Raw genomic sequence first — 25,256 nt, 5'->3', positions numbered from 1 at the left:
GCATGCGATCATGCGATAGCATATGGTGTTAGTAGTTTGATGCAGGACGCGAATTATTCACTTTAGGTTTTCGCACTTATGCCAATATTGCATCAAAGTGAAGATGACGGCCATTGGTACATTAAGGGATCACTTTTTGGAGAAGGGTTCTGTACATGGCAAATTCGTCGTGAAGGCTTGGAATACCTTAACGAATATCATCTGCAAAAAGATGGGAAGGAAGTTCCGCAGAATCTATTGCTGCAACTCAAAAACAAAGGATGGATCTATACCGGTGGTAGTGGTATAGAAACACCGGTAAAGCGTAATTTTGAGGAAATCGTTTTTCGATTATCGCAGTGGGCAGTAAAAGCTGGAGTTACTGGTCTTAATTCAATCCTCCACGACGAAGGTAAAAGAAAATTGGTTTTCGCTCGTGAGTTCCTTCACCGACTCAAAAAAATAAACACAATCTCTGATTTAAATTGGTTGGCTAATATTTCACAAGTTGAATTTGAACGACTCACGAAGGAACACATCGGCAGTTTTAAACGCGATTCATTCCACGATTATCTCTACCAACGGGGAAAGGACGTCGTTCTTTGGCGGTTAGCTCAAGTGGTCGGCATGGCTTCTCTAGACATCGAGGATCGCCCATTTCTGAAATGGCTGAAAGAATGGCTTGATGCCGAACCACCACCACCTGTTCCTTTAGTTGAAACTACACTAAAGTTGCGTGCCCCCAACATCGTCTGGGATACAGAACTCCAGCAAGTTGTAGCTGTCCTACCCGAACAGAATTTCCCATCGAATATTGGTCGTATACGTTGGGACGTCAACGGCCAAACCATTCCACTCTCTGCAAGTAGGGGAGTAGCTCCAAAGCAGACAAGTAAATCACTTCCGCCATTAAATTCTTACCACATTCTGTTATTTATTGGTGAAAATACCACTGCATGGTCCTTCTATCTACCCACCAACAAACCTTCGATTGTTCTATTTCACCTGAACGGTGAGCTTATCAATGACACCGAATCAGATCGCTTGTTACCCGGTGAGTACCTCGCGCTGATCCATCAAGGTCAATCGTTTGATGGCGTCATTCCACTAGAACACTCGTTCCAGAGACCAATGCTCTGGACTGGATGGGAAGGTCGACGCATCACCGTGAAACCAGGTTCGTGTATCCCTGGTTACCAAGTGTTATCAAACCAAGAATGTGTCTGGGAACTGTCCGAAGCGCCCACCGTACCAATACGCTGGGCCGATTCTTACCCCGTTTATCTCGGATCCTGGCCTAAGGTGCATATTCAACCTGCTGATGCAATTCTCCGTATCAGTGATGTGACGCGCAGAATTGATGTTAATAAGAGAATTACAAGTACAGAACCAATTGATTTGAACACGATCCCCACACTCACAAATAGTTACGGTCGTTTCTCACTTTCTGTGATCTGGCCAGACATTCCCGACCGACGCTTGCCGACTCGGACTTTTACTCGATTACCGCAGATGAATTTGGAATACATCCATGATCCTATTCAACCAGATAAGGCGATGGCGGTTTGTGTGAAAGGAGTCGACGGCGGAAAATATATATCTGGGGAAGATTCTGATATTCGACCTAACAAAGGTGATTGGATACTACGGACAACGAATCCCACAAGATCTCCTGGTGTAATTGCTCGACATCCAGACGGATGGGAAATCAGAGTAAGGGTTGCTGTAAATAGAGGGCGAATGATTTTACCTACGAGTCAAATGTCCGAATGGCAGTTGTTTCCTCTTCAAGGAATTGATCTGGATGCGATTGGACTGAACGAGCGGATTCAGTTGGAGTTCCTGACACCGCCACAGATGGATCGTGATCGTTTAATAATACGACTCGAAAATGGACGAGAAGTCTTCATTAAAGTCGATGGGGGCAACCCATCGCAATTATTTGAAATTCCACTTCATCGATGGCGGGATGTTTGGGGGCAATGTGGCGGCAAAGTCCAAGTGTTCCTGAGTGGCAGGTGGATAACAGTTGCTGAATTGCAAGGTGCAGCTCCAACACCCCCTTCTCCAGTAATAACGCCTGATCCTGCTCCAGACCTGCCGAGGCCAACAAAGTCAACTCGAGTTGACGAACTATTCAAACGACTTGAGGAGACTTCACATAATGAACATAACACTTCGGCTATTGTCGCTGAATGTTGGAACGAGTATCAGAAAGCCAAGTGGGCAGATCGACTTCTGCTTACTGCAGCACGAACAACCCTATTAACGAGTTCTGATCTTCCAACTCTTATCACCGAGGAGGTTCACAAACTCGCCCTTCGTGGCGATATCCCTGGAGCAACGCCGCTTGCAGAACTGATTGACATCCGACGTGGAGGTATATGGGATTTAGAACGCGTTAATGCAATAAGAGCTCGAGGAAATGAGCATCCAGATTTTAAAGCTGTGTTGGCAGAGTGTTGGTATCGTTTTGCTCGGAATAATCTCTACCGTCCAACACATCTAGCTGAAGCGCTTTCCTCAGCGCAGAAGCAAATTCTCGATTACCTTCGAACAAATCCTGATTGGTTTGCAAGGTCAGAAGCGGTTTTGCTACGAGAATTGATCGGATTCCTGCAGACTGAAGAACTCGCCGAATCGCTTCGAGCAGATCTGATGCCAATGCAACGACGTTGGGCTGAGGGATTACGGCTGGCAGGCAGGTATTTGAGAACGCCTGTGACGAAATGGGAACAAATACACTTTTCTTTGCTCGACCCCGTACCACCGCTGATTTGTGCTAGAGATGCAGAACTGGTACGTGTTATTTTGAGGATGGCAGGTGGCGATTTGCATGTTCAAGCAGGAGATCAGATTCTATCCGGTGGACGTGGTTTCCATACTGCTCTACCATTGCTAAGAGCACGTTTGACAAGAATGCAGAATGATTACAGATTGGCACAGGATGCTGTCCTTCACGAGGGACCGGACTGGATGCTAGGTGTAATTATTGCCGAGTTCCCCAAAACCAGCGAACGAACGGAAGAATCACAATGACAATCGAAGATCGATGGCTGGAAATGCTTGCAAAAGTTCAAAAGGCAGGCGAAGGCCATGACAAGAAAAAAACAGAAAAAATGGATTCGGCTCTATCACTGGAAGAGGCAAGTCAACTAGTAACCGAGTTGATGGCATCACCGGATTCACGAACAGTTTTCATATCCAAACTAGCTCAACAGGATGATCTCAATGTAAGAAAGAACTTTCTGCAGGCTGCGGTTTTGCTTGTAAGTGACCCTAAGAGTTTCGATGGTTGGGAAAATCAACAACAGCAGGAATTATTGTTTAACCTCGAGCAACGAATCTCAAAAAAAAATACTTTCGCAGAACGTGATAAGTTGCTCTGGAAAACCTGGGTGGCATGGTGTCGAACAAAGGATATCCGCATCCATGATACTGTTGGAAAGAAACTCCGGGAACTTGCCGGAATACAAACACCAAACCTGCGGACCAAAATAGTCAACCATGCAGGCTGGAAAGCCCTGAACAAGGATGAGCAAATAGATCTTTTGGATGCTGTAAAAGGTCGTTGGTCGGAGGAACTCCAGACTCAGGCAAAACAATTTATGGAACAACTGAGGTTGCCTGCCTCCAGTTCCAAGCCGGCAGAAGTCAGCGTCGAGTTAACAGAAGAAGGATCATCGGAGGCTCAGGCAACAGAACAAAGGTCAACAACAGATACTTGGATGGAAACCGGTTCCAAGGTAGATTCAAACAATGAATCGATTATCCCCTTGATAGATAGTATGAATCAATTTCTGAAGAAATGTGTGGATTATCAAGGACAACTGCAAAGTCACGAAAAACGCCTGACCAAACTGGAGCAGCATTACATAGACCCCGACAAAGTTCTTCGACTGGAGGAGAAACTGGGGGACGTCGAGAGGCAGCGTGACGATGCACGTCATCGAGTTACGGAACTGGAAAGCGAGTTGTACGCAGCACTGGATCAGCTCGAGTTGGCAAAGCAAGAACATGAAAAAACAAATGCAAAACTCCTGCAGATTCAAGTGCAAGCTGAGCAGGACTTACATCAGTGCCAACGACAAGCTGAAGCAGCAGTAAATGCATTTCGCGCAGAACTGTGTCGGAAGATTCAGCCACGCATTGCAGAAGCAGCGGAGCCAGGGTTTCCTGATAAGGCAAAGACCCCCGAAGAAAAAACAGTTCGGAGACGGTTACGTGATATTTACCTTATTCTTCAAGAAACCGAAGTCATTCCGATTCTAAACAACTGAGACCTGTCAGGTATTAGTGACATGCAGCCCGCTTTTGGCATAGATTTCGGTACCACCAATACTCGCGTTGCATATTTCAATGGCTCGACCATCCAAATGGTGCCCTTTCCTGGACGCCACAACGAATTGGCCTATCAGATTCCAACCACGGTAGCGTATCGAGGTTCAGTACCTGCCACGATCGGATTCGCTGCGATTGATTGCAAGTCACCGCTTGTTCGATTTCCGAAATCGTTGAAATGGTCGCTCACATCGGAACAGGAAGTAGACCTGGGCAATGGATATGGCAGAACGCCAGAAGAGGCAGTCACCGATTTTGTGAATAGTATCGTACAAGAAACACGTAAACACTTACCAAAAATACCACTGAACCAAGCAGCAGTTACCATTCCAGTGAATTTTCCACTTCTCGCTCGCCAGCGATTACTGCGTGCATTTAAACAGGCAGGCGTTGAAATAACGCACTTCTATTTTGAACCGATAGCCGCCATCTATGCAGGATTAATAGCGCAGCCGGTAAGTGGAGTAGCAGCCGTGTTCGATTGGGGTGGTGGAAGCCTTGATATTGCGGCGGTGGAAGTACGAAACGGCATTGCACAAACCCGCGAAGTGGTCGGCTGGCATCGTGGCGGAACGCACTTTGACCGTTTAATTGCCGAACAAGCAACGAATGCATTTTTATCTCAACATTATGATGAACCTGCATTGTTGAGATTAACGGCTGATCAGATCCTTGATCGACCTCCATGGGGGTTGTTATTGCTGAGTCAATCCAATCTCGCCAAAGAACAGCTTAGTAACAATAATTCGAGTCTTATCAGCGTGCTTGATTTTTACGATCAATGGCTCCTGGAATACGAACTCACTAAACATCACTTTACTGAATTGATCGGTCCTGATCTCCATGGCAGCATGGATCGACTCGACCGAGTTTTGAATTCCAGTTTGGTAACCCCACGAACACTTGCGAGGCTCTTTCTTTCGGGCGGGACTTGTAACATTCAGGAAATTCAAAATCGCTTGGCGAGTGACTATGGTGACAGGCTCACCAATACACTCCAATTGCCGAAAATGTTGAAAGCACCATCTGCTAGTGGGGGGTTGGATGACATCGGTAATGCAACGGCCATAGGTGCAGCCATGCTCGCAGGCCATCGAGCCCAGGCAACGTATTCGGCGGATATCGGCATTCGGTTGGCCGATGGCCATAGTGATGGAAAGTTTCTGCCAGTGTTTAAGAGAGGCGATCGAGTTCAGTTTGACAAACCGGAGAGTATTGACCTGTTAGTGACGAACACCTCCTCGATGGTTGCCCGACTTCTTATTTGCGACCAAACCGACCATGTCACCCATCCGGCGGGGCGTTTGCTTCGCCTCATTACCATTCCGATCGATTCAAATGATAAGTATCTTTGGGTGCAGCTCAAGGTTAATCGACATCTTACGTTGGAAATCAAAGCGGCTGGTGCGAAGCAATTGAAAATACATTTGCCGCCAGAAGCACAAGAACCAACGGTGACCGAGTGGGTTCAGTCACTCAAACTTGGATTTGTCCTACCAACCCTTACTGCTCAATGATACTTTCCATTTAAGGAATGATCCCATGAAACAGTATGCCCTCAGTAATTTGCGTATCAGTAGCAATCTCCTTTCCTTTGAGACATATCAGCAGGAAATGTATAAGTTGCCAGTACTCGACCTGCGGAATATTAGAAGTCGTTTTCCTAATTTATTCGATCTTCATTCACTTCCTGACAAACAAAAAAATGAATGGACAGAAATGTTGCAATGGGGTGATTCTCCTCCACCTAAACACAATGACAACTGGGCGGAGGAATTCGCAGAAGTGCTTCCAGAATGGCTTACCGGCCTTGAAGAACGACCATCAGAAGAAGAGGCGTTCGAATTGCTTCTGATAGCACAGCAATTACTCCACTCAAGAATTGAGGAATCTGGTAAGGCAGAAGCTGCCACCTGGTATGAACGGATCCTGAGGGTATTATGCCGCCACGAGTTTAAACTCACGAGAGAACTGATCGAACAGAGAGCGATGCTGATCGCATCAAATAAAGTGGAATGTTAAGCGATCATTAGACGTTAACACTGCTTCAGCCACATTGATCGTTGGAGTAATTATACATGGCGATCGACCCTATCCAGACAGCCGAAACGATCAAGACGCGATTCCGGCAATATCTCCGTACGGCGTTTGATTTTCCAGAAGAGTATGCAAATCTGCGATTGCAATTTCGGCAACGTCTCGAAGAACCAGGGCGATTGTTTCGTGGACCGTATCTGCACGGTCTTGCACCCTATGTACTGGGTGCAAGCGTGGCGGATCTGGTCAAACGAGGACTACTACCAGAAAAACTGAAAGAACTGCCACTTGTTCCTGCCGATCGACCACTTTATCAGCATCAGGTACAGGCTATCGAACGATGTATATCTGGCCGGAACGTTATTGTTTCGAGCGGAACAGGTAGCGGTAAAACGCTCGCATTTCTCGCACCTATTCTATCGTCGATCATTAAGAATCCAGAACCGGGTATTCACGCGTTGTTGCTCTATCCAATGAACGCGCTGGTGAATGATCAATTGAAAAACCTCCGGCGGATATTGCAGCACACACCAAGTATTCGATTTGGCCGCTACATCAACAGTGAGGTCACTCCGGAATCACAAAAGAGCGCCGAAAGACTCTATCCAGATGCCTTACCAAACGAAGTAATTTCCCGAGAGATATTTCGCAAGAATCCACCCCATGTACTAATTACCAATTACGCCATGCTGGAGTATTTGCTCCTCCGAGCAGATGACTCACCGTTATTTAACGGACCCTGGCGATTTGTAGTGGTAGATGAAGCCCACTCCTATAGTGGAACCAAAGGGGGCGAGGTGGCCTTGTTACTGCGACGCCTGGTGGCTAGGGTAAAGACTGCTGATCAGAAGCCGCCACAGTACATTGCAACCAGTGCAAGCCTCGGCACCAGTGATCCTAAACGCCGGGAAGATGTGCTTCAATTCGCCCGCGACTTGTTTAATGCACATTTCGATTCAGGTGACCTGATCGCCGCGCAGCGAGAACACGCTAGTATCTCAGGAAGCATCACACCGCAATCGACGGTATATGTTCATCCGGCTGTAAAACAAGCCACAGAACCACGAGCGAAGTGGACTCCCCAGTTGACAAGCGTACTTGTGGCTAGCGGCTTTCCGATAAAGCTTGTTGATGAAGCGGCCAAGGTCGGTGCAGTTAACATCGAGGAAGGACTATTCCTGGTCTTTCAGCATGACAAGCGAATCCATTTGCTCCGAGATATCGCTGAACATCCGTCGGATTTGGCAACCGCGGCAAAGGCAGTGATCGGTTCAGATACGCCGGAAGCCATCGATCAACTTTGCGGGATTGTACGGGTAGCGACAAAGGCTAAGGTGCCTGACAGCGATGTCCGATTGGCGCCGTGCCGATATCACCTTTTCGTTCGTGGATTGAGCGGGGCAAGCGTTTCATTTGAATCCGTCACGGGCAACGCAGTCCCAATGCTCCACCTTGACCCAACGAGAAAGACTGACGATGGCCGGTTAGCGTTGGAACTGTATGCCTGCCGTAAATGCGGTCAACCCTATCTGCGAGGACGAATTGCTGAGGATGTTAAGGGGCGGATGTTATTGCCTGGAGGGTGGAACACAGGTAGCCGATGGGCATGGATGACATGGGCCGAACCTGTACAAAACTCTAACGATGAATCCGACGAGGTTGAAGAAGAAAATACCGATTTCATACTCTGCGGCTGGCACATCACAAATGGAAAATACCGCGAGTTGCGTCAGGAATCACCTAATCCGGAAGAGATCAAGCTGTGGGATTTGGCTTGTGAAAAAGATGAACTTGACAAGTGCGTGTGTTGTGGTGGCAAGGATTCCGTTACTGGCATTCGTGCAGACTCCGATGCGGCACAGGCCGTATTGACCTCAGTATTCTACTGCTGCCTGCCGGAATCGATGAACGAAGATGCCCTTTGTTATCCCGGCCGAGGGCGAAAGCTTCTCACATTTGCCGACAGCCGCCAGTCGGCTGCGTATTTTGCCCCGTATCTGGAAAACAATAACGACGGCAATGTGTACCGATGGCTTGTATACCAGGCGTTTCGGCGATCTGCATCTAATGGCGAAACCGATGCCGATTCAGTAATCGACCGTATGGTGAGGATTGGAAACGATGCAGGATTGTTCAAGCCAGATGAACCACCAGGGCAGAAGCGGAAGAAATGTACTTTGGCGGCAGCCTTAGAGTTCTGTGGGCGAGCCAGTCGACGAGAATCACTCGAAGCAATCGGTCTCATAGCCTGTCAAGTCGATCTCTCCAAATGGGCCAAGCCTAGTGCTCTCTTGAAATGGCTATCCGAAGACGATCTAACTACTACGGTGCAAGTACTGCTATCATCCTTCCGCCAAACTCTCGCCATGGAGTTCCCAGACGAGATCACGCCCGAAGACCCTGCATTCGGGTTTGCAAAAGGCCAACATGCATTTATTGCACAAGGCAGTGAAAAAGTTGCGGGTCGATTTACCCTGCATGGTTGGGCGCCCGAGGTACGACCACATCTGCAAAAGCGGGCCGCCTACTTGAAGAATGTGTTATTTGCAGCCTCTCAGCGGAAAGGGATTCCCGCTCCCGCGGACGATGAGATTACCACCTTGCTAGACGAGATCTGGAAATCACTTACAACCGGTGCATTCCCGATACTGAGCCGGTCAACACTGGACAAGGGTACGACTGGTTTCCGACTTCACTGGAACAACTTGCGGCTGCGATCATCAGTAGCGTGGAATAAATGCAGCAAATGCCGTCAGTGGTCCGTCAACAATGTATACGACGTTTGTTCGAGCTTCCGTTGTACCGGACATTTGATCTTCACCAATCCCGAGGATAGTCTTGCCGATCATTTCTATAGAACCTGGTTTGTTTCAACCGAACGTGGCCCTATCCCTCTCGTGGCACGGGAACACACCGCCCAACTCGGTCCTCAACTTGCCACTAACCATCAGACTGCGTTTCAGGATGGTCATCATCCGGAGGTAGGCCAAATCAATGTGCTAAGTAGTTCAACCACCTTCGAACTGGGGGTTGACCTAGGAGACCTCGAAGCGGTCTTACTGAGAAATGTACCACCCTCGGTTGTGAACTATCAACAGCGTGCAGGTCGGGCGGGGCGAGGTGTGGGTACAGCTGCCATGGTTGTAACCTTCGTTCAATCTAGGTCGCACGATGAACATCATTATTCCAATCCGCCATTACTCATCGAAGCAGTGGCACGGCCACCACGAGTAGGGTTGCGGAACGAGTTGATTTACCAAAGGCACATCGCTGCCGTACTCCTGGCGGAATTTGTGAGGAATAGTGCTTCTAATGGTAAGGTGTTGTCACAGATACAGCATTTCTTTCCGAATCAGCAGCCAACGCCGACTGATACCTTTTTAGCTGACCTGCCGAAAGCCATCTCACGAAATGCTGACACAATCCATAAACTTGTTCCCAATGGAATGTTCGAGCCGAACCGGATCGCGGAAAAGATCACCGAAAGCATTCGTAAAGCTCGTGAGTACTACTCTTCGGAAGTGGAATCCTATCGCGAAGCTATCGACGCTTTACGTAACGATGAGTTGAAAGCAAGGAAAGAGAAACAGAGCCAGCGAGCTGAATCTATTTCCAGGCAGGCATACCGCCTTGAAGGACGCCTTGAGGGTTTCGAGAAAACCGACTGGGTATCGTTCTTCAGCGATCGCGTGGTACTACCGAGTTACGCATTTCCTATATACAACGTGTCACTTGACACAGCTGATCGCGGACTAAAACTGGAGCGTGATTTACGACTTGCACTCTCTGAGTATGTGCCGGGATCTGAAATTGTTGCCCGTGGCAAGTTGTGGAGAAGTATTGGCATCAAGAAACCGCGACACAAGGAATTTGAGGAAAAATGGTATGCCAAATGCAAAGTATGTAGCCACGTTATGAGAAGTTTGAATCCTGAAGAAGTATTCCCAGGCGATTTCTGCCCTGTTTGTAATGAACCTATCTCCCGTAGACATTTATACCGAGTCCCTGAATACGGCTTCACTACGGATCTAATGCAAAATGGCGATGACCTGTCGTTCGACAAACCACATCGGATTCGGTCATCCCAAGTGTTGTTCGATCCCCAAAAGGAACTCGAAGACCCCGTGCGTTGTAAATTGGGAAATGCCAGCCGGAGTGTTACGGTTCGCACAACAGAGCAAGCTGATTTCTTCGTCTTTAACGCAGGGGATGATGATAGAGGTGTAGGGTTTCTCTTGTGCAAATACTGCATGCGGGAAGTCAAGTTGAAAACTAGTGGTAGAGGTAAAAACGCAATTAAAGAAGTAGAAAGTCATCACACTCCGTACGGTCAGCCATGTAATGGCAAGAATTATGACATGGTTCATCTCGCCCATGAGTTTCGTTCTTCTGCTACAAGATTAGTTTTCTCCGGAAGTGGGTACGATCGCAACAATTTGGGGTTCTGGTACAGTTTGCAATTTGCCATTCTGGGTGGAATGACCGATGCGCTCGGAATCGAAGCGAACGATATCAATGGCGTGATTCGTCCGCTTCCAGCCGGAGGAGCGCAAGAAGTGGTTATTTTCGATGATGTACCAGGTGGTGCTGGACACTGTCTACGACTCGCCGATGAAGATGAACTCAAGCGAGTTCTGGAAGCCGCTCATGCAAGGGTGGCGAACTGTACATGCAGTGAATCTGCATCGTGCTACGCGTGTCTACGAAGTTATCGCAACCAATTTTGTCACGAACAACTTACTCGCGGTCCCGTAGCCGAATATCTTGCTTCCTTTCTCTCACTGTACGAAACCGACAGTGTGCGACCTTACGATCTACCTGATGCAGGGAACGCACTACGCACAGCCATTTGCAATGCTGTACGTCTCGACCTCGTCGTGGAACGATTCGAATATGATGGTCCACCAGAATTTGGACCGTGGCACTTGCCTGTCGTTGAAGCCGCCTTCCGTAGTGGCCATCGTGTCCGAATTGCTATACGGGAATGGGATACATCAAGCACCGTTCCACCAGCTCATTTGCTTGCACTCGCCCAGGCAGGAGTCGAGCTATTCCGTGTGAAACCGAGTGCTCCGATGCCACCCATGGCTCTTCTTTCACTCGATCACCCCAACCAAATAGGACCGAAGTCTGTTGGGTTTCATTGGGGTGATAACCGAACAACTGTGTTCAATTCGATTACTCACCGACAACCACTCTGGCATACAAGATCCTCCAATCAGCTGAATCTCGCAGTATCTGCTCTGGATGACTGGTTCGCCTCCTATGCCGAGCCATTACCACTTGAAAAACTCTTCCGTGCTCAACCAGGCTGCAAAGTCCATCCAATTCACAAGGGTGAAAAGGTGGATTTTAAGAAGGTGCTCACGCGACTTGAGGATCAGAACATTACTGAACTGGTTATTCAAGATCCTTATCTGCGTAAAAATCATCAAATCAATGCGTTATTACAGTTTCTTACCTCGATTCCATGGACACGAGGCCAACCAGTCAAAGTGACAATTGTGACTCAAATCGCTGACATCTCAAAAGGCGATCAATTTAACGCAATAGATCAGAAGAAGAAAATTGAAGCATGTCTCAACGTTGTTCCAAGCGTAACTGGTAATGTGGACATTCTCTCTGCATATTACTCACCAATCCACATGCGCTATGCGTACTTCAGTGTTACTAATGGAGAAAATTTGTACGTGCTCGAACGTGGACTAGATATTATTGATCCAATCAGTAAGGCCGCGCGATCTAATAGCTACATTTTGGAGTTTGATAATATCCCAAGAGAGTTACGAAGCATTTTGTTGGTGAACAAATGATGGAACTGTCATCCTGCACCTCTAATTAGGCCACTTACTTGCTCCACTGGCATAGGCCATTCCTGATCGCATTGTTTCTCGCCATAAGTCCCTTCACCAAGAGGCTGAGGGACTTATGGTGAGAAACAATCTTCGACCTTTTCCAGCAGCTTGGCATAGCTGGGGTGCAAGATGCTGGCCTAATAGGGGTGCAAGCTGACATTGCGCTTCCGTGGAGTAATGGACAACTGGAAGGACAGATAAACCGACTGAAACTGATCAAGCGACAGATGTACGGCCGAGGCAACTTCGATTTGTTACGAATTCGCTTCCTCGCAGCAGCCTAATCCCTCCTCAAGTTACATTCATGATGTTGGGTTGGGGAAAGGCTCTCACCAAATGTGCGGATGAACCCTTTTATGTGCAAGTTGACAGCACTGGAGGCGCTTAGCTGGTTGCCTGAGAAATTGGTCCAGCGATGGTTCCCCGGTAGACCTTCATGAAGCACATTGTCTATGATTCCAAGAATTGCACGGACTCGATAGGTCAACTTGACGTCGGCGAGAACTTCCAATTACTTCTTCATCACTCTCTTTCCATTAACCTCCCTTTCCACCTTCCGAAACGGCGACACCTTGCCCAAGGCTTTGATAGACCGCGATAGGGCGGTAAAATATATAACTGCCTCAATCGCACTCTGCATCGTAAACAAGAATAGAATCTATCTCCCTTGAATCGACTGAGAACAAACATGTGCACATTTGCTTACCCTCTGCTTTACAATCGAATCGGCACAATCAAAAAAATTATTGTAGCTGGGAAACGATTGCAGTGCTCTCAAACTCACAGTCGAGCAATTTGGTATTTGATTCTATTACTTGGGATCATGCAGCGATCCGCGGCTCAAGATAATGGAACGATTGATTGGAAAGACCTGGCGACCGTAAATCCTACAAAACGCATCCCAATCACTACGGGACATCCGTACAAGGATTTCATGAATTCAATGATTGAATCCTTGCGGTTTACACCGGATGGCAAGGCGGTTGTCACCGTGGATCGACGAGGACGTGTGTGCAACTGGAATTTGCAAACGGGGAACCTGGATAAAGTCGTGGAGTGCAAGGTGGCAACTGAACACCACAAAAAACGGAATGCCCGGATCGAAACCGTCTATCCCCAAGTCACACTAGTTCACCGACTTTCATCCAAGTGCCGATACCTAATACAGGACAATTTCAAGGATCACCTTGTCTTATACGATTTGTCAAACGGATCACACAAAGAGCTGCCTTTGGGCGGCGAGATTAGCGAAATTGGCCACATCATCGATCATTTCTCGCCAGATGAAGGCTCGCTGTTTTTGCAATTGTTTCCCGTGCGTCCGACTTCTCCCCCTTTTCGTGTCAACACCAGCCGTATTCAAATGTGGGATACAGCCTCTGGAAAATTACGGTGGGAGAAAACCATCGAAATTCCGCCAACTTACCAGTATGCGCAAGCCATTTTCCCTTCAGAAACACAAAGCGTCATCTTCTTTCAACAGACTCGTCATCTCCTCACTGGAGAACGTCAAGCCGATGTTCCACTCAAACCAGGCCCACGCTTTCACCTCAGTAGTGATCATCGAAGCTTGTTTCTGTCGGATGGGAGGTTAACTCAGGAATTAGAAATGCCGAATTGCACTAAATTGCGTCAATCAAACACCGATTTGAAAGCTGGCGAGGTCCGTCCATTGACAATAACTGCTGGTCCTTTGGCAATTGCTCCAAATCGAATGAGCTATGTGGCGTTTCTGAGTTTGGGCCACAACGGTGATCAACACGCACGCTTTGCGTGGTGCGAATGGCCTGGCGCCAGAACGCGTCTAGTTATGCTAGATCCAAAGGTTCCTGAATTGCTTCTGATGGAACTATCCCCTGATGGCCAATGGTTCGGAGCATTTTCAGCCAAGGATGCACTGATTGTTTTGTGGAATATTCGATCAACACCCCCAGCAACCAAGATAAAACCGCGTTCCGTAATGATTCGTGCATGGAATGACTTGGCTTCCGAAAATGCTGCCATTGCTTGGCAGGCCGCATATAGCATGTTAGAGGACAGACAAGGTTGCGTGGAGTTCCTCAAGGAACGCTACACGCCTCCCTCGCAAGCCAGTCTTCATCAATGGATCAATCAACTTGCCGATTCAGAAAAGCGCGATGTTGCGATTGAACGATTACTACTTGCTGGGGACAATGCGAGGAAGGAATTGCGAATCCAGAGCCAAAATAACCAGTCCGTGCTTCAAAGAAGTGCACAATCGGTGCTCATGCATTTTCCTACTTTACAAATGGAACATCTCCGTCATCAGCGTGCGGTGGAGTTGCTCGTTCTGCTGAACTCAGCAGAAGCCAAAAGCTTGTTGAAGTCCTGGATAGATACAGCAACAATATTGGAATTGCGGGCTGCGGCAAAGTCGGGGATGCTGACCCAAGAAGCGAACTTACCTGGTTTTTGCATTCCTGCCTTTTCTGCTCCGTAGACGTAGGTTTGACATATTTTGCCAATGTCGTCAATCGTCTCGAAAAATGGACCACTTTGAACATGATTCGATCATTGTTGCGATTCACTGCTGGGATTATTCTCGTCACGATTGCACTGATGATTTTATTTTGGCCGGTCAGCCATTTGTCCTGGTCTATGCTCCAACAAAGCGGCCGTTCAGAAGATCGTATCCTCTGGCTTGATGAACATCGGCGGCTACTCATGACTGTACACACGCAAGGTACCCAAGATGCAACCACATCAAATTGGGAAATAGAATTGCGATCTTATGACTGCCTGACCGGAATGCCCCAAAGCTTTCCATTGCTCTCGGATAATTCAGGAAGATGGCGACCTCAAGTTCAATTCTCTGAAGATAGATCTCTATACGCCGTATGGTCAACTGAAAAACCCGAGATTGTTATCTACAAGGCTCTCGGTACTAGTCCATGCTTTCGAATCAGACTGGAATTGAGCCCCCTCATGATACCTAGTTCTGTAACATTTTCGCCCGATGGATCGGTTCTGGCCGTGCAATTAGCTGAGGAAATCCACGTTTGGAATCTCACTAACGGACAACTCCATTGCAAATTCGTTCCTCCGCAGACAACGCAAAACGATAATTACTTAGGGTCCAATATGATGCAAAACATGTCTATAAGTTCTGATAATTGCCTTTTGGCAATCAGTGGTCAAGGCAAGGGCATCGCTGTTTATCACCTCCAAAAGAAATATTTAGTGGGTCAGGTTCCTCAATTCGGAATTCCTCGCTTTGTGAGTACCTCCCGACTAGCCGTATTGCCACGACGCGGAGAAAAAAAACATGCCGCATACTATGCGATTGGTGAGGAATATGTCACCACTGAAGAAGGCCCCGTCCCCTTGCCACCTACAGAAGTGGCGGTCAGTACCAATTCACGTTGTTATTACACAGTAACTGACTCTGCGGGATTGATACCTTACCAAACTAATCTACCCGCCTGGGTCCCGGATTGGATCCAACGACAATGGGTTGATTGGTTCTCCAAGGGGTCTATCACCGTGAAGTTGAGAGGTTATGATATCATCACCAAAAAACCTATTATGGAACAGAGTTTATCAATCATTGCATACACACACCCATTCATGGTCATGCCAGGAACACAAAATCAACTCGTAGTTTCCGAAAGCGGTCGGATTATTACCAATAACGATACTCATGCCATATGGGTTTGGGAGCATGACAGCGGGAGGGGAATCATGCGATGGCTGGGCGCAGGCTTTTTGACAATGGCGGGTGCATGGCTGAGTATTCGACCACGATGGTTTAGACGACAGGCTGTTGCCCGAATCAATGGAAATTAAAATGGTTCACCCGCAGGTCTGTTGCAACCAACTGTCTTCGCCACCTTACTCAATTACTTCAATTAGGCACTGAGAACTTTTGCTTTGAGCAGATCGAACTTGGCTCTCGCCAACATTGGCTACGGGAGAATATCATTTTTTCAGAAAAGATGACATCACGAACATTGAAAAACAACAGTTATATACCCTTGGCAACTGTTACCGACCAAATTGTGATCAGAGTTCTTGCCAAATAAACGCTGTATAGATTTCGGTCCAAAAATGCCTCGATTCCCGAATTGTTGCGCGAACTGGAGAAGGTGTCTGCGACGGTGCTGGTCAGTTGGTGAAGAGTAAGCATGGTGGTACGGTCCCAGAGACAGGGTGGAAGAACAGTCTTTCTATTTTGATGCTGCTGGCACTTCCGCATGTGGCAACCGCGAACAGTGCTGCTCATACATCCGCGTCAGGATGCTGTCGGCGGTTTTGAAGTCGTAGCCGAGGATTATGAGCAGGTCGATGTTGTTGAGATTCTTGCTGCAGCCGAAGCAGTGGGCGAGGTTGTTGCGTGGGTTGACGGTGGCGAGCATTTCCTGGCAGTGCGGGCAAAGGAAGCGATAGCGTCCTTCGCTGCGTTTGGCAGGCGGGCCATCTGTGCCGAGGGCAGCGATGGTGACGGGCGTGGGCAGGTTGAATACACACTTACTACACAATTAAGCTCTCAATACACATCCTTTTCGCTTTTTTTCGCTGAGACTTGCACTCTTTCGCAAATGGAATAAACTGCTGAAAACGCAATGAATTAGCTAGTTTTCTGCTTCGCTTTGCGGTTATTCGGATTGTCTTCATAAGCCGCGTGTCTGTGGTTCAAATCCACTCGCCGCTATTTGACATAAAGCCTTATCCGAACGCAAGTTAGCGTACCTGTCGATGAACAAAGAATTACAAAGTTGGCAAATCATCTTGAGCAATTGGAAAGGCTTGCGGTTAGTACTTAAAACTTCACAGCTCACGAGTGCCACGCGTATACGGAAGCGCGGAATAGCAGAACCAGTAGAGATTAGTTTGGTCTCGGGCCCAGAAACGCTAGTGTGCATCTCAAGACCATAAAGCAATGACAATTGACGTACTGCACTCCACTCGACAACATTTCAGGATGATCTTATCCGCCGTGAAGTTGCTGGTGTTCATTTGAGTACAGGTCGGGCATGACCAGGTGATGTTAGCCGATACTGTGCCGGGGATCGCTAGCTTAATGCCATCTTGGGTGAACACGCCATCAGGCGTGATGCGAACTTCACCTTTATGTGTGTTTGTGGTCATCGGAGTATCCCCTGATTGTTTTTGGAATAATGTTGAAATGCTACCAGATCATTGAAAGAATACCCAGTCATCAAACGAATTGCTGAACTGCACTGTGCTGAGGAGGCAATCTTTCAGCTTGAGCAGCTAATTGGTGGGTTGCAGGGAATTCTTAGCAGTGGAAGAGTGCTGTTGCAGAAAGCCAGCCAAGACTTGCGAAGCTATCAATCTGGTTAGGGTCCTTGACGGCGTGCAAATCTTGAGGAAGAATTGCTTATCATTCTCCAAAGAATGATGGGTTAGTAACAGCCTCTCAGCAATGGGAGGCTGTTGCGTTTGTGTTTAGTTACCGCTTATTTTAACAGATTCCAGTAGTCTCGCCTGCTCCACTGCCATTGCCCAGGCCCGCGTGCGATCTGAATGATTGGTCCGGAGCGATTGAACGCCTCGACTGCAAAGTACGGCCCACTCGCCATCTATTGCAGTATCTCCGATACTCCAGCCAAGGCTGGTGAGCAGATCCATCAGTTCTTCAAGTGTGGGTGCAATCGTGAACCTCACTTGGACTTCTCGAAAGCTTTCTTCAAGAGTTCTGTGATAAATTGTTTGTGGTTGTCTAAATCTCCTTTGGTAAGTCGAATTCTGTATCTGCCCCACATGGCATCATAATCCATAATTTCCTGGCCAGATCATCGTGACCAGACCGCCTGAAGGCTGGAGTCTAAAATTAGCTCAATATCTCCTTCACCACTCGCCCGTCCACATCGGTCAAGCGGAACGGTCTGCCAGCGTACTGGAAGGTCAGCTTCTCGTGATCGAGACCCATCAGGTGCAGGATAGTCGCGTGCAGATCGTGCATGTGGACCTTGTCCTGTATCGCATGATGGCCAAATTCATCGGTGGCACCATAAGCGAAGCCGGGCTTTACGCCAGCACCAGCGAGCCAAACTGTGAAGCCACCCGGGTTGTGATCACGGCCCGAACCGTTCTTCTCGGCATAAGGCGTACGGCCAAACTCGCCACCCCACCAGATGAGGGTGTCTTTGAGCAAGCCTCGTCGCTTCAGATCAGTCAGCAGTGCTGCAATCGGCTGATCAACACTTTTGGCATGCTCAGCATGCTTGGCCAGGTTCGAGTGCTGATCCCACTTCGGGTTCGCACTTGCATCGCCATGCGTGATCTGAATAAACCGCACGCCTGCTTCACACAGCCGACGAGCCATCAGGCACTGCTTGCCGAAGTCGTCCGTCTCCTTTTGCCCGATGCCATACATCGCAAGCGTTTCAGGCTTCTCCTTCGCGAGATCCAGCACATCGGGTGCCTGCTGCTGAGTCCGCCACGCGAGCTCATACGACTGAGCCACTGCTTCGAGTTCCTTGTCGCCCGGGCTCTTAGCCAACTGCTCCACGTTGATCTTGTTCAAGAGCTCCATGAACTGTTCTTGTTCGCCCACACTATACTTGCTGTTCTTCAGATGCCGAATGCTCATCTTCTCGGTCGGCCCACCAGCAGTGCCCAGTGCTGTCCCCTGGTAGACCGAAGGCAGGAAGGCATGGCCATAGTTGCGAGCGCCGCCGTTGCCTGGCGAAGGGGCAATGGTCACAAAACCAGGCAGATTGGTGTTCTCCGTCCCCAGGCCGTAAGTAATCCACGAGCCCATGGATGGGCGGACCATGTTCGTAGAGCCCGTATGCAGGAAGAGTGTCGCTGGCCCGTGGGCAACCCCTTCGGTGTGCATGCTGTGAACGAAGCAGAGATCATCAACATGCTGGGCCACCTGCGGGAAGAGCGACGAAGCCCAGCGGCCACTCTTTCCATGCTGGCTGAACTTCCACATGTTCTTCATGATGCGCTGCGACGATTGCCTCTGCCCCGTGTTGGCAATCGTGCGGGCATCATCGAATGGCATCTGCTGCCCATCACACTGGGCCAGGGCAGGCTTGTAGTCAAACGAATCGACCTGACTCGGCCCACCCTGCATGAAGAGAAAGATGATCCGCTTCGCTTTGGGTGCATGGTGCGGAGTCTTTGGTGCGAGTGGGTCTCCCCTCCGGGAAGAGGGGTTGGGGGTGAGAGGGTTTACGTGAGAGTTCGAAGCCTGGGCTAACCCCGCGAGAGCAAGGTAGCCAAACCCGCAACCAGCTGTCTTGAGTGCCTGTCGTCTGCTGAAGAACATGACTACTCCACATACCGGAATTCGAGAGAACAGACGAGAGCATGGATAATCTTCGCCCATGTTTCAACGGAGTTGCCTCGCAGGTCGATTGTCTGCTTCAGAAGTACCGTTTCCTTTGCCGTTGGCTCTCGACCAAGAGTCATCCGATAGGCATGCTCAATCAGTTTTGCGTCATCGCTGGACACTTCCGTAAGCAAGCGTTCTGCTGCTATCTTGGTTAGCCGATGTACCTGCGGATGGTTCATCAGGTAGAGCGCCTGCGGAGCCACGGTGCTGACGTTTCGCTGACCGACAACAGTACTCGGATCAGCCCGGTCGAAAGCTTCGATAAGTTCCTCTGGGCTATTGCGGAAAGCTGGTAAATAGACGCTACGACAATTCCATTGATGCTGGTAGGCGTAGTCGGAATTGAGTGAGGCGAGTGCATCATATCTGGGTGGATTCAGATCAAGGGTGCCACTCAACACGAGTAGTCTATCTCGAAACGCTTCCGCTTCGAGTCTTCGCCTGGTGTGTTGAGTGTAAAGGTGCTCTGCTCCGGGGGCTAATGCCTCTCGGCTCTTTCCTAGTTGATATGTTCTCGAAAGAACGATGCGTCGAATCAGCCGCTTGATTGACCAGCCATCGTTCATGAATTCGACCGCGAGGGCATCCAGCAGTTCGGGATGTGTAGGCTTCTCGCCTGTGGTGCCGAAATTGTCTGGGGTGGGGCACAGCCCATGCCCAAATAGCCACAGCCAGGTGCGGTTGACGATCACACGAGCAGTGAGCGGGTTCTGCTGGTTCGTGATCCACTCTGCCAACTCGCGCCTGCCACTTTCTCTTGAACTAAACACAAGCCCGTGCGGAAACACTGCTGCTTGCAGGAACCCACGTGGTACCACCTCCCCCTGGTTGCTGACCAGTCCGCGGATATGGACTTTGCAATCAATGCAACTCTTCTGCTCCCTCACACCCATTCGTGTCGGCCTTCTGCTGAGTTGCTGTTGCAGCACTTTCTGATGGGCTTCCATCAGCTTAAGTTCAAGATCGATCTTCGTAACCTTCTTCTCCTTCACCGGTGCAGCACCCTCAACGGGCAGAAACTGCACTGCATCCGCAATCACATGGCCGGTGGTGCCTTCGTTGGCTACGATCACAAACGACTGCCCGGCCTTTTCAAAACGATGCACCCCCAACGAAACGAACCCGCCTTCGAGCGTCGGGGGTTCCTGCTGGTTGATCTTCTTTTCCACCTCGCCATCCGCTCCGAAGATCGTCACCGGCACCGCTTTGCTGCGGTTGCGGTCAGGCGTGTACGACAGTCTCACCTCATACTTGCCATCGTGTGGAAGCTCGGGCGTGAAGGTGACGGTCTTGTTCCCTTTCTCCTTGTTATCATCATGCAGGTAGCCTGCATCCACGAAAGGCTTCACGCTGATCGACGACTTCCAGGCCCCCACCTTCTTCGCCCTGCTGTCATCGACGATGATGCCCGGCAGATCGCTGCTCTTGAACGCCTCTGCGGGCAGCGTCTTGTTGCCTTTCAGTTTCTTGATCCGGGCTTGCAGGTCATTTAGTTCCTTTTCCAGTTGTACATACTTTGCTTCTTCAACAGCTTCCTGTGCCATCGGAAGTTCGAGCCACTTCGAGACGTTGGCATGCTCCACGGTTTGTACATTCTTCAGAATCCCCGCCAGGGCATAGTAATCTTTGGTAGGTATTGGATCGAACTTGTGATCGTGACAACGGGCACAGGTGACAGTTTGTCCCAGTAAGCCACGCGTGATGACATCGAGTTGTTCATCGACGATGTCCATCTCCAACTGCTTCTTGTCCTGCTCTTCGAGATTGTAATTGCCTAAGGCCAGGAACGTGGTGGCGACGCTGAGCCGTTGCTTTTCAGTTGTGTTCGATGCAGGAAGCAAATCACCAGCAAGCTGTTCACGCAGGAACTGATCATAAGGCATATCATGGTTCATCGCATCAATCACATACTGCCGATACCGCCAGGCATCTTTGAGGACGAACCCTCGCAGTGTCAACGATTCCCCGAACCGTATGATGTCAAGCCAATGCCTGCCCCAGTGTTCACCGAAGCGGGGTGATGCCAGCAACTTATCCACCAGTTTCTCTACTGACTGTGGGCTTGCTTCTTTCACGAAGGCATCCACCGCTTCAAGCGAAGGAGGCAACCCCGTAAGATCGAACGATAAACGATGTATCAGCGTTCGGCGATCAGCATCCTCGGCAGGACTCAGTCCCCTTGCTTCGATCTTGTGCAAGATATGCTGATCAATCACTCCCCGAGGCCAACTCTTATCCCGCACCCTCGGTGGAGCTATCACCTTGAGTGGTTGATACGACCACCACTGTTTGCCTTTCGCCAGATCAATGCCTTTGGTACTGTTCACTGGTGCCGTTAGTGGATCAACCGCCCCGTTCTTCAACCAGGTCTCAAAATGCTTGATGGTCTGTTCAGGCAACTTCCCCTTCGGAGGCATCTTAATGTCGCCATCGTACTTGAGCACTGCCAGCAGCAGGCTTTTGGATGGCTCCTGTAGATTCAGTGCTGAACCCGAATCCCCACCCCTGAGCAGACCTGCTTTGCTATCAAGCAGCAACCCACCCTTCACCGACTTCGATTGCGACGAATGACAACTGTAACACCGCTCAATCAATACCGGACGGATATGCTTTTCAAAGTAAGCCACGCCATCGTCAGCATAGCTGCTCGAAACCAGGAGGAATAACAGTGCGAATGAAAACCAACAATTCAACTGTATCGCCCCTGATGGAGAATGACTTGCTCCTATTATGCTCATTATCTGGTTGGTTAGCAAACGATTCGTTTAGGTGCGCCATGCCGCATCGGGAACCGAACCGCCTTCAGGCGTCTCTCTGCACCATCCCGTTCCAACTATCCACCCAACTGTGGAGTAGTCAGTAACGCCAATGGTAGCAATCAGCCGAGGTTACACTGTACTTTCCTATAACCAGGCTAGGGGTGGAAGCTTCAATCTGATCGCCTCAATAGGTAAAGGATATTCACTTGATCTCGCTGGCCGCAAGATTTCAGGAATAATTACCCTAACCACTGCTGAGTTCTTGGCCAACATGCAGTTCTACGATACCATGCTTAGCAACAACTGGTAATTTACCTGTACGCCCGACGCTTCGTCGGGCTTAGAAGTTTCCCGAGGCTGCCTCCCGTAAGATCGCCTTATCCAACTCCGCTTCCGCCAGCAGTTTCTTCAGTCGGGCGTTCTCCCGCTCCGGTCAATCACGCCATCGTCCGAAGATGGTGCCACAACCGCGGCGTCCGTTGGTTCTGGTGGCGACGTTGGTTCCGTTTCAATTTCAATGCACCCAAATCGAAGCAATCTGGTTTGCGTTTCGTTCGCCATCTATTTGATGGAGTATTCTCGCTGACGAAGTAGGCTTGTGCAAAATCATGAAGCTGGCCTAGTACGCTACCAGCACTGGGCGGAACTTAAGCGTCATCTCATGGTAGTTCACTATGAATTCCTTATCTGAAATTATTTAATTGAAAATTCCAATAATTCTTGAAAGTGTAAAGCACAGAAGTGTGTCCATTAAGGCATCAGAACAATGTCATGGAAATCCATATTAACGTTCTGGGATAAGCACGTACATTCTGAATTTCAGAAAATCAGAAGTGGAGAGCTGCTGCGCCGTTATCTTGCTGAGCGACAGGAATCATACTTCCGGGAGATTCTCAGCAGGTATAGTTCAGTTGTTTATCTGCAGTGCAAGTCAATTCTCCGCAGCGACGACCTATCTGCCGAAGCGTTTCAGGAGACATTCATCGCTTTGATTCAGAAAGGACACACTATTCGAGACCACGAAAGAATAGGAGCGTGGTTAGCAAGAACGGCACAACGAAAGTCGTTTAACATTCGTCGCCGACAAATGAAAACAGAAAACGTCGTTAAGAGGATTGCAACACAAGTGTACTTCGACGAGCAAGCCAAACTGGATCAACTCGAGAGAAAGGCGGCCGTTGAAGTTGCACTGCTGCACCTTCCTGAAAAGTATCGTAAAGTGCTTATTCATTGTTTCTTCGATGGAATGACTCACGAAGCTGTTGCTAGAAAACTCAACATTCCACTGGGGACAGTTGATACTTGGTCTCAACGTGGATTAAAGTTGGTTCGCAAGCAATTAGCACAACGAGGAATAACTGTATCGACGTTACTAATCCAATCAATTATTGCTTCCAATATCGATGCAGTTCCACCAGGGCTGATTCACTCAACACTTGCCTTGGTTGGCAGTTCAACCATCAAGTCACATTTTGTACACACTCTTGTATGGAGTTACTTTATTTCGTTCTGGCCGATGTATCTCCTAATTGTGGGAGTCGGTGTTCTTACTGGTAGTCTATTCTTTATTGGGCTGAAAAAGCAGGTTACTCCTGAACCAGTTCATGGAAATGCAGCAATGAATCTTGCTGCACGCCGTGCTATCATCAGAAACGAGAATCTGGAAATTCTACAAGGGGAAGTCATCCCAAAACTTAGTGCAGCACTTCAGACAATTCCTGTCTGGAACCAACTGAAGGTAATTGAGGTAAAGTCGGATGAAATGCATATCTCAGTACTGATCGAACTCAAGTCCGTTAGCGGTGACCCGCCGAAGAACTGGATGACATCGAGAACAGAATGGATTTACAACACGGTCACCCAAAAGGTTCATGCACTCTTTGATCCAAAGGCTGATGGAAAATGGGAAGCCATTCGTGAAGATTATCTCACGATCTATACCAAGTTGAGCCCCAAACCCATCCGGATGCGACTGTCTGCACTGTCGAAAAGTTACGAAGCATTTCAACCACTTAAGGAAGAACCTTGGGATTTGCTTCCTCATGAATTCAGTAACGACGAGAAGTATAAGTTAGTTGTTCCGTACCTGGGATCATGGTTTCCAGATGATCCTAACTCTCAGGCTGAAACCAGATTTCTGGTGAATATGCAAGGCAAGGTTCTCTGCATTGAACCTGATGGACGCATCCAGGACACCAATCCCAGTTATCAGGATGGCAAAGTCACACTGAGTCTTTGGAGTATCCCCTTGGTGCTTGAGGATAACGGAAGCAAACTCCGAACTGGTGATAAATCCTGGTGGGCCATCAGAAGAAAACCGAAAGCAGAATCGTCAATCAAGGAGTAAGAGTAATGCGTCTGAAAAAAACAATTAATATTCAATCAAATAATAATTCAATGCAGTCGTTTCAAGACAGGAATCGCAGAGCTCGGTCCTTCAAGCCGATGCTGGAAATTCTGGAAGACCGCAATTTACCAGCAATAATCACCTGGATTGGTGGAAGTGGAAACTGGAATACAGCAACTAACTGGAATACAGGAACTATTCCTGCAAACGGCGATGATGTGATCATTCCAGATCTTGGTGCAATTGGAGAAGACCTGACGATTACCTACAGCAGTGGCTCGGTTTCGCTGAATAGCATTTCAACTGCAGAAAAGTTACAGGTTTCAGGCTCGACTTTAACTACCAACATTATCAGTGGAACAGGGACTCTGACAATTAGTAGCGGTACCGCCACTATCAATGGAACATCATCTATCAGTAACGTATCTCTATCCGGTGGCACCCTGACTGGTTCAGGCACGTTGACGGTTCAGGGTGCGTTAAATTGGACCAACGGCGGAATAATGTCAGGGACAGGCACCACCGTAGTGGCTCCGACTGGGACAATGAACATCACTACCTCCACCGGTGATATCCAATTGAGCCGTACCCTGCAGAATGATGGCTCC

The 25,256-nt window shown here is 48.7% G+C and carries 12 protein-coding genes and 1 pseudogene; 10 read left to right on the top strand and 3 right to left on the bottom strand.

The genetic code is table 11. The features are described 5' to 3' along the window. Nucleotides 1–78 precede the first annotated feature (78 nt). The 8 genes and pseudogenes from JNJ77_02000 to JNJ77_01965 all read left to right on the top strand — a co-directional run bounded on the left by JNJ77_02000 (nt 79) and on the right by JNJ77_01965 (nt 16,019). Nucleotides 79–3,018 carry a hypothetical protein gene (locus JNJ77_02000; protein MBL8821331.1) on the top strand — a complete coding sequence of 980 codons (2,940 nt, stop codon included), beginning with the start codon at nt 79–81 and terminating at the stop codon, nt 3,016–3,018. After that, nucleotides 3,015–4,259 carry a hypothetical protein gene (locus JNJ77_01995; GenBank protein ID MBL8821330.1) on the top strand — a complete coding sequence of 415 codons (1,245 nt, stop codon included), beginning with the start codon at nt 3,015–3,017 and terminating at the stop codon, nt 4,257–4,259. Before JNJ77_02000 ends, JNJ77_01995 begins: the two co-directional genes overlap by 4 nt. A gap of 234 nt (nt 4,260–4,493) precedes the next feature. Continuing rightward, nucleotides 4,494–5,837 carry an Hsp70 family protein gene (locus JNJ77_01990; GenBank protein ID MBL8821329.1) on the top strand — a complete coding sequence of 448 codons (1,344 nt, stop codon included), beginning with the start codon at nt 4,494–4,496 and terminating at the stop codon, nt 5,835–5,837. 25 nt (nt 5,838–5,862) lie between these two features. Beyond that, on the top strand, nt 5,863–6,342 hold the full coding sequence (locus JNJ77_01985) for a hypothetical protein (protein MBL8821328.1): 480 nt from the start codon (nt 5,863–5,865) through the stop codon (nt 6,340–6,342). 56 nt (nt 6,343–6,398) lie between these two features. Beyond that, the gene (locus JNJ77_01980; GenBank protein ID MBL8821327.1) at nt 6,399–12,170 is read left to right on the top strand and encodes a DEAD/DEAH box helicase; all 5,772 of its coding nucleotides are present in this window, start codon (nt 6,399–6,401) and stop codon (nt 12,168–12,170) included. Between the two features lie 188 nt (nt 12,171–12,358). Further along, nucleotides 12,359–12,496: pseudogene (locus tag JNJ77_01975) on the top strand (transposase). 404 nt (nt 12,497–12,900) lie between these two features. Further along, entirely contained in the window at nt 12,901–14,673 is a 1,773-nt protein-coding gene (locus JNJ77_01970; protein MBL8821326.1) for a hypothetical protein, read from the top strand. A 62-nt stretch (nt 14,674–14,735) separates the two neighbouring features. Further along, the gene (locus JNJ77_01965; GenBank protein MBL8821325.1) at nt 14,736–16,019 is read left to right on the top strand and encodes a WD40 repeat domain-containing protein; all 1,284 of its coding nucleotides are present in this window, start codon (nt 14,736–14,738) and stop codon (nt 16,017–16,019) included. A 380-nt stretch (nt 16,020–16,399) separates the two neighbouring features. On the opposite strand, the gene JNJ77_01960 is transcribed toward JNJ77_01965, so the two are convergent. From JNJ77_01960 to JNJ77_01950, 3 genes are all read right to left on the bottom strand, one after another. Continuing rightward, a complete protein-coding gene (locus tag JNJ77_01960) occupies nt 16,400–16,711 on the bottom strand; it encodes a hypothetical protein (GenBank protein ID MBL8821324.1) in 312 nt (103 codons plus the stop codon). Nucleotides 16,712–18,027: 1,316 nt separating this feature from the next. Next, the gene (locus JNJ77_01955; GenBank protein ID MBL8821323.1) at nt 18,028–19,476 is read right to left on the bottom strand and encodes a DUF1501 domain-containing protein; all 1,449 of its coding nucleotides are present in this window, start codon (nt 19,474–19,476) and stop codon (nt 18,028–18,030) included. Nucleotides 19,477–19,478: 2 nt separating this feature from the next. Beyond that, the gene (locus JNJ77_01950; GenBank protein ID MBL8821322.1) at nt 19,479–22,280 is read right to left on the bottom strand and encodes a DUF1549 domain-containing protein; all 2,802 of its coding nucleotides are present in this window, start codon (nt 22,278–22,280) and stop codon (nt 19,479–19,481) included. A gap of 787 nt (nt 22,281–23,067) precedes the next feature. Between JNJ77_01950 and JNJ77_01945 the strand changes: the two genes are divergently transcribed. Then, a complete protein-coding gene (locus JNJ77_01945; protein ID MBL8821321.1) occupies nt 23,068–24,648 on the top strand; it encodes an RNA polymerase sigma factor in 1,581 nt (526 codons plus the stop codon). A 5-nt stretch (nt 24,649–24,653) separates the two neighbouring features. Beyond that, a partial coding sequence (locus JNJ77_01940) for a hypothetical protein (protein ID MBL8821320.1) occupies nt 24,654–25,256 on the top strand: 603 nt, incomplete at its 3' end.

The organism is Planctomycetia bacterium (assembly GCA_016795155.1).
Taxonomy (GTDB): domain Bacteria; phylum Planctomycetota; class Planctomycetia; order Gemmatales; family HRBIN36; genus JAEUIE01.
This window is presented reverse-complemented; position numbering and strand designations above follow the sequence as displayed.